The sequence below is a fragment of the Nostoc flagelliforme FACHB-838 genome (genome assembly GCF_014698065.1).
Classification (GTDB): domain Bacteria; phylum Cyanobacteriota; class Cyanobacteriia; order Cyanobacteriales; family Nostocaceae; genus Nostoc; species Nostoc flagelliforme_B.
The window spans coordinates 1-2,391 of sequence record NZ_JACJSI010000627.1 but is presented as its reverse complement, the minus strand read 5'-3'; the positions used below and the strand labels follow the sequence as shown (position 1 = coordinate 2,391).

The window sequence follows — 2,391 nt, the reverse complement described above, 5'->3', positions numbered from 1 at the left end:
ATCACTCTTGAGGATTTGAGAAAAGCGGGGACGACGATTAATCAGCTTACTTTAGAGCCTTTAGGGTTGGAGGCTGTCGCTCAATTAATTGCCGATACATTACATAGTGACACAGCTTGGGTTCAACCTTTAGCAGAGTTAATAATAAATAAAACTGATGGGAATCCCTTCTTTGTAAATGAGTTTCTTAAAACTCTGTACGCTGAATATCTACTGAGTTTTGGTTTTGCGAGTCGCACCTGGCAATGGGATATCGCTCAAATTCATGCTAGAGATATAACTGACAATGTGGTGGAGTTGATGATTGGCAAGCTCAAGCAACTGCCACAATCAACGCAGAACCTCTTAAGTTTGGCAGCTTGTGTTGGTACTAATTTCAGTTTAAGCATCCTCGCTACTATCTGTGAAAAATCACCAGATGAGCTTTACCCCGAATTGATTGAAGCAGTTCATGCAGGAGTCATCCTACCTACATCGGAGTTAGATGCTCAACTATTAATTCAGGATTATAAATTTTTGCATGACCGCATTCAACAAGCGGCGTCTACTCTGATTGACGAAAATCAAAAACAAATCCTTCACTTACAAATCGGCCGCAATCTTTGGCAGCAAGCAGGCGAAACTTTATCGGAAAATATCTTTGAAATTGTTGACCATCTAAATCTCAGTATTGAACTGATGATTGAACCAGTAGAACGAGAAGCGATCGCACAGTTGAATTTGATGGCAGCAAGGAAAGCAAAAGCGGCGACAGCTTTTAGTGCGGCATTAAGGTATTTAACCACGGGCATAGAATTGTTTAGAAGTGAGAGTTGGCAAGGTCAGTATGACCTTACCTTAGCTCTGCATTCAGAAGCTACAGAAGTAGCGTATCTGTGCGGTAACTTCGATGAGATGGAGAAATGGGCTACAGTTGTCTTGCAGCAAGCAAAGACCATTCTGGACAAAGTAAAAGTTTATGAAGTAAAAATCCAAAGCTGTGTGGCGCAGAGCCAACAACTTGAAGCGATCAAAATAGGGCTAAAAGTACTGGAACAGTTAGGCGTAAGTTTACTAGAATTGCCAACTGAGTTGGATATTAAGCAAAGGCTGAAGGAAACAACGGCTGCTTTAATGCAGAGAAACATAGAGGAGTTAGTAAAGCTACCGTCCATGACAGATGCCTACAAGCTGGCAGCTATGCGTATCTCATCCAGTATAGGTTCTGCTACGTATCAAGTTGCATCTGTATTGTTACCACTGATTACCTGCGAACAAGTGAATTTATCCATAAAATATGGGAATTCACCTTTTTCATCTTTTGCTTATGCTGCTTAGGACTAATCTTAGCTGGGGGAGCCAACGATATTGAATCCGCTTATCAATTTGGTCAATTGGCTTTAAGTCTAGTTGAACATTTCAATGCTAAAGAACTCAAGTCTAAAATAATTTTTCTATTTGCAACGTTCATAGTTCATAGAAAACATCATCTCAGAGATGCCATTACACTTTTACAAGAAGCTTACTCTAGCGGCATAGACAACGGAGATTTTGAATATGCTAGCAATGCCGCAGTGAGCAAATGTCGATATTCATTTTTCAATGGTTTAAAACTGACGGAGCTGGAACGGGAGATGGCTTTTTATAGTAATGCCATAGCTCAACTGGAAGCAGGAAATAACTTAAGTCAGAATCAAATGCACCACCAGGTAGTCCTTAATTTACTCTCGATAGATGAAAATTCTTGCTGTTTAGAAGGTGATGCCTACGACGAAGAGAAATCACTACCATTTCACTTAGCTGTTAATGATAAAAACTCACTTCATTTACTGTATCTTTACAAACTTATACTCTGTTATCTGTTGGGGAAGTTTACTCAAGCTCTAGAAAATGCAACCTCTGCTGAACAGTATTTAGAGGGTACAATAGGAATGGTAAGTGTTCCTAACTTCCATTTCTACGATTCCTTGGTGCGGCTGGTAGTATATCTGTCCGTCTCCAAATCAGAACAAAAACAACTGCTCTTCAAAGTCATAAGTAACCAGGATAAGCTGCTAAAATGGGCGCATTATGCACCGATGAATTTTCAGCATAAATACGATTTAGTTCAAGCAGAGAAAGCTAGAGTATTGGGTAATATCCTTGAGGCGGAAGATTTTTATCAAAGAGCAATTGCTGGTGCTTGTAAAAACGAATATATCCAGGGGAAACGCACCTTATTTCCTAACAAAAACTAATAAAGATTTCAAAGTCATTTATACAAGTGCAAAACTTGACAAGGTTATAAACAAAGTAAATCGATTCTTTTGCAATCGTATAAATTAACTTATCTCTAATAAAAGAACTTTTATTTAAGGATAAATTAGCTAACTATTCAGCCATAAATAAGTAAACTCATCCTTGAAAATAAGC

The 2,391-nt window shown here is 38.7% G+C and carries 2 protein-coding genes; both read left to right on the top strand.

The window, feature by feature from the left end; genetic code table 11:
* The coding region (locus H6G97_RS49915; protein ID WP_422394294.1) for an ATP-binding protein at positions 1 to 1,317 on the top strand (1,317 nt) is incomplete at its 5' end.
* A gap of 56 nt (positions 1,318 to 1,373) precedes the next feature.
* Positions 1,374 to 2,216 carry a hypothetical protein gene (locus H6G97_RS49910; protein ID WP_190947634.1) on the top strand — a complete coding sequence of 281 codons (843 nt, stop codon included), beginning with the start codon at positions 1,374 to 1,376 and terminating at the stop codon, positions 2,214 to 2,216.
* Positions 2,217 to 2,391 lie beyond the last annotated feature (175 nt).